Below are 5,725 nucleotides of genomic sequence, written 5' to 3' on the forward strand. Positions count from 1 at the left end.
GGTTTTTTTTTTTTTTTTTTTTTTTTTTTTTTTTTCACCCATGTAAAGTATCTTTGTATTTAGATAAAAAAAGTTAATAGTGATAAGGTGAAAAAACATGATTTTATCTAATTAAAATGTTTAGTATGAAAAATATATCTGACATTTTAAAAAATATATAAGTAGATATTTAAAAAAAATACGGATAAAAAAAGTTAGAAATTAAATTTGAAAAATAAATTTCAACTTTATTTAACAAAAAAATTTGCAAAAATGCGGGGGGGGGGTATAATATTAGTGATAATCAAATGACTTGGAGGTTGTGTATGAAACATTTAGAATTAAAGGAATTAACAAGGTATTTAAAGAAGAATTTAAAGAAAAAAGTCTCAATAACAAAGGCTTTAGTAATTTCGTATATCTTAACAGGATTAGTTGGTATTCAATCTATGGCTGAATATGATATTAAAGAAGATGGAGATTATGTTATTCGTGTGAATGAACATCATGTTTGGTTAGGGAAGGGTCATAAATTTTTAAGACATAATAACCCTGATGCTGAATATGTCCTTATAGGTAAAAATTTGGAAGGAGATTTGTGGTCAGTTTCTACAGGTATTTCAAATGTTACTACTCAAAATTCAATAACTTATGGTATTGGACTTAGAAATACTGGACTATATTCTAGTTTAATAGGTAGAGATAGTAGTATTGAAGGTGGTAATGTTAACTGGACTCTAGCATATGGGCGTGCATTAAAGGCATCTAATACTGTAAATGGAGTTTTAATGGTGAATGAAGGGAAAATAACGAATGGTTCAAATTCTGTTATTTTTGGTTCAAAATTAAATGATATATCTGCACAAAACGGAGTTGTTATAGGTAAAAAAGTTGAAGCTGTTAATACTAATGGTGCTGTAATTATTGGATCAGATGATTCTGGTTATAAATCAGGGTTTGGTAGTACGTGGCAAAGTACTAAAGGTGAAGGTAAGGCAGTAACCGCTATAGGAGCTCATTCACAAGCTTTAGCAGATGCAGCGACTGCTGTGGGTACTAGAGCTAAAGCTTCAGGTAAAGAATCTGCAGCCTTTGGTTCTAATGCACAAGCTGCTGCATTTAGAACTGTATCTATAGGAGATAGAGCTCAAGCTACTTTAGAAAATTCAGTAGCATTAGGTAGTGGATCTAAAACTAGTGCTTCGAATAAAGAGGCATATTTAGTTGGAAAAGGTGAAGTTACAGGGGATGCTGTAAATAGAGTTTTAGCAATAGGTAATAGAAGAATACAAGGTGTAAGTGCAGGTGGAGAAGATACAGATGCTGTTAATGTCGCACAATTAAAAGCTGCATTAAGTAAAAAGATTAGTTTTGTTCCTGTATATGCTACACCTAATAATCCAGAAAAAAATGAAGTTGGTTTGGATGGAAGTATAAAGATTGGTGTTGCTTCTTGGGATCAAACAGATAGTGCTAATAACAAAGAAAGATTTGTTGGTGAAAATTTATCAACAACATCAACTAAAGATGGAATAATGATAGGGTTAAAAGAAAGTCCTAAATTTAAATCTTTAAAATTAGGGGATAACGGAGAGGTTTCTTTAAGTGTTTCAGATGAAAATTTATTGTTAAATAGTAAAAAGATTGCTGGTTTAGCAAAAGCAACTTCAGATAATGAAGCCGTAAATTTATCACAATTAAAAACAGGTGAAGATATAGATGTAAGTAAGTGGACAGAAAAGTTAGAATTAAAAAATCTTGAATTAAACTTATTAGGTAATATAGGAAGTGCGCAAAAAACTACGTTAGCTCAAGGTATACATTACACATCACCTATACTTAAAATTGAAGCAAAACAAGATGGAGTAGTACATTTTGAATTAAGTGCAGATGGAGAAAACAAGATAAAGCAATTAAGTAAAGATAGTATAAGTTTAAAAGCAAAAGAAAATGATCCAATAAAAGTTGAAGAAAATAATGGAGCATATACTTTAAGTCTAGAAAAAGATAAATTAAAAAATTTGGTTGAAACACAAAATTTAGCAGGAAAAGATTTAGATAATTTAACAGATAAGGCTAAAGGGAATATTAAAAAATTATTAGAAGTTAAAGGTGATAAGGAGATTAAGGTAGCAAAGTCTACTGATGGAGATAAAGATGTATACACTGTAAGTCTAGATGATACACTTAAAGAAAAAATTAATAAAATAGGTAGTGGTACTGTAGCTGATAATAACAAAGGATTAGTTACAGGTGGTCAAGTTAATCAAGCTATAACTAATGCAAAAAATGAATTAATAAATAAAGGAATTCAATTTTCTGGTGATTCTGGTGATAAAATAACTACAAAATTAGGAGAAGAAATAAAGTTTCAAGGTGGAAAGACTTCAGATTTAACTGATAATAACATTGGTGTAATAAATGAAAATGGTATAATGAAAGTTAAACTTTCTAATACTATAACTGGTCTTAAAACAATTAATTTAGGAGATGTTAAACTTTCTGATGAAGGTCTAGATGTTGGAAATCATAAGATAACTAAGCTATCTGATGGTACAGAGGATAGTGACGCTGTTAATTATAAACAATTAAAAGATGTTTTAAATAAGAAATTAAACAAGACAGTAATTAATTTGCAAGCTGATTCACCTATGGTTATTGCTGTGAAAAATGATGATGGTACATTAGAAAAAGTTGTAAAAGATCCTAGTGATAATAATTACTACAGGATATCAGATATGGAAGGAACAAAGCATAAAGAAGGTGCTACTTCAGTTTCAAAAGCTAATGGCAATGAATTTGTAATAAGCACAATAGATGAAGATGGTGGATTATCAGCAGACAAATCAATTAAGATAACAAAAGTTAAAGATGGTGATATATCAGAAAAAAGTACTGATGCAATTAATGGTAGCCAATTAGCAAAAATTTTAGGTGTAGATGGAACAACATACAAGATGGGGGCTGACGGTAAAATTGTTAAAGCTGATGGTACACCAGTGTATAATGCAATTAAAGGTAATTCAAGTACAACACCAACTAGTGCATTAGAAGCAACTAATGCAATAATTGATGCAATTAATAAAGGATTTAAAGTTAAAGCAGATGGAAGTGAAACAAAAGATAAGAATTTAGGTGATACTATAACACTTATCCATGGTGAAGATGAAAAAGATGGATATAGCGGTAAAAATTTAAGAACATATTTGACAAATAATGGAGAATTTGCCCTATTATTCAATACAAACCCTGTATTTAAAGAAGTTACAGTTGGTGATGATACAAATGGTAAAACTGTTTTAAGTAAAGATGGTTTAACTATTAAGGGTAGCGATGGAAAAGAAGGAAAAATCACCATAGATGATAAAGGTAAATTAGCAATTAAAAATGGTAATAAAACTTCAACTTTAGTAACAGAAGAAAGTGCAAAACAAAAACTTAAATTAAGCTACAAAGTCAATAATGAAACTAACGGTAAATCTACTAGTCTTGAACAAGGATTAACATTTAAGAGTGATGGAACAGATATACAAATTTCATCTGAAGATAATGGAATCATTAAATTTAATATAGATAAGGCAAGTGCTGTAGATGATGCTAATAAGGATAAGTTAGTAACAGCAGGTGTAATAAAGAAATATGTAGATGAAAAAGCAAAAGAACAACAAGAAAGTGGAAACAAAGTTACAGGTGATAATTCTGATGGTACAGCTAAAGATATCAATGATGGATTAAATGGAAAGACACTAACTGAAAAGATAAATGCACTAAGAAATGGTGAAGCAGGACCTATGGTATATACTGATAAAGATGGAAAAAAGTTGAAAAGAGGTTCTGATGGTAAACTATATAACCCTGATGATTTAAATGATGATGGAACTGTAAAACAAGGTAAAACTCCAGTAGAAAATGTAGAATTAAAATTAAATGGTGATAATCCTGTTGCTTTAAATAATGTAGCTAATGCAGTTGATAAGGTAAGTGATTTAACAGGTGACGGCAATTTAAGTGATGGTAATAAGGCGGTTAATAAGAATGATTTACAAAAAGTTGTAAAAGCTGGTTTAAATATTAAAGGAAATAAAGGTGAAACACATCAAAATTTAGGCTCTACTTTAACTATACAAGGAAAAGAAAATGAAACATTTGATGAACAAAAGCATTCTTCTGATAATTTAGTAACAAAAGTTGAAGAAGGTAAAGTTACTATAGCCATGAAGAAAAATCCAGAATTTGAAAGTGTAAAATTAGGTGAAATAGAACTTAAACCTAATGAAAATGGTACATTAAAATTATCAAACGGCAATGAAAATGTAAGTTTGACAGGAATAAAAGCTGGAGAAATAAAGAAAGATTCAAGCGATGCAATAAATGGAGATCAATTAAGTAAAATACTTAATAACTTAGGTGTAGATAAAGATGGTAATTTATTAAAAGATTCTACAAATGTATTAAAACCTTTAATTGATGAAAAAGGAGTAAAACAAACAGATAAGCCAAGTACATTAACAGAAGGAATTAATAATATTGTGGATACTATGAATAAAGGATTAAAATTTAATGCTGATAATAATGTTGAGACAACACAATATTTAGGTTCAACAATAGAAATCGTAAAAATGGGAGAAAAGCCTGTGGAAGGTTATAGCGGTAATAATATTGTGACTAATGTTTCTTCTCCTGAAAACGGAAAAGTAAAATTTGAAATAGGTATGAGTGAAAAGCCAGAATTTAAGGAAATACAATTGAGTCAAGGTGAAGGTAAAAATAAAAAAACTATTACTTTAAGTCCTACAGATAAAGGTGAAATAAAAGTTAAAAGTGGTAATAGTACAAAAACACTTGTTACTTCAGATAATATATCACAATATACTCCTATAGAATATGTAGATGAAATAGGAAAACCATTGATTAAAAAAGAGGATGGATACTATAAACAATCATTGGATGATAGTGGTAATACAGTAGAGACTAAATATAATGGTAGTGTAGATGATCCATTTAGAGTTGGTATAAAAGATCCTAATGGAAATTCTAGTGGTATTGTTTTAACAAATCTAGCACCAGGTAAAATTGAAGCAGGTTCAAAGGATGCAGTTACAGGTGGGCAATTAGTAGCTAAGATGAATCAAATTAAAGATGAATTTAAAGGACAAATGGAAAATATTGATAAAAAATCTGATTTAGCTCTAGGTGGTGTTGCAAATGTAGTAGCTATGGCAAACTTGTTGCAAGTAAATTCATATTCAGATTATAGACATAATATATCAGCAGCTTATGGTTACTATGGACGTCAACACGCATTGGCTATAGGATTTAGTGGAGTTAGTGAAAACAGAAGAGTAAATTACAGAATAAGTGGTTCAGTAAACACACAAGGTAATCTAGCGTTTGGTGGAGGAATTGGAGTTATGTTAGGTAACAAGGAAGAAAGATATACAGATAAATTAGAAAAACTAAACGTAGCTAAACTTCACGATAGAATAGATGAATTAGAAAAAGATAAGATATCTGATAGAAAAGAAATTGAAAACTTGAAGAGAGAAAATCAAGAAATCAAAGAAATGTTAAAGAAGATATTGAAAAAGTAAAATGTAAGATCTCCCAGTAAAAATGGGGGATCTTTTAAAAAAAACAAAAAAAAGAAAAAAAGTTATTGACAAAGGTGCTTAAATTTGGTAATATAGTGATTGTCAATAAAGACAAGGACAATGGAAGAAAAAAATAGCAAACAAGATGTTAAGAA

Annotated in this window: 1 protein-coding gene; it reads left to right on the forward strand. The window is 29.5% G+C overall.

Features of this window, described 5'->3' with window-relative positions:
- Positions 1 to 305: 305 nt before the first annotated feature.
- Positions 306 to 5,570 carry a YadA-like family protein gene (locus IMK15_RS06120; RefSeq protein WP_192942266.1) on the forward strand — a complete coding sequence of 1,755 codons (5,265 nt, stop codon included), beginning with the start codon at positions 306 to 308 and terminating at the stop codon, positions 5,568 to 5,570.
- Positions 5,571 to 5,725 lie beyond the last annotated feature (155 nt).

Origin of the sequence: Sneathia sp. DSM 16631 (assembly GCF_014892235.1) — a bacterium.
In the GTDB taxonomy this organism is placed as follows: domain Bacteria; phylum Fusobacteriota; class Fusobacteriia; order Fusobacteriales; family Leptotrichiaceae; genus Sneathia; species Sneathia vaginalis.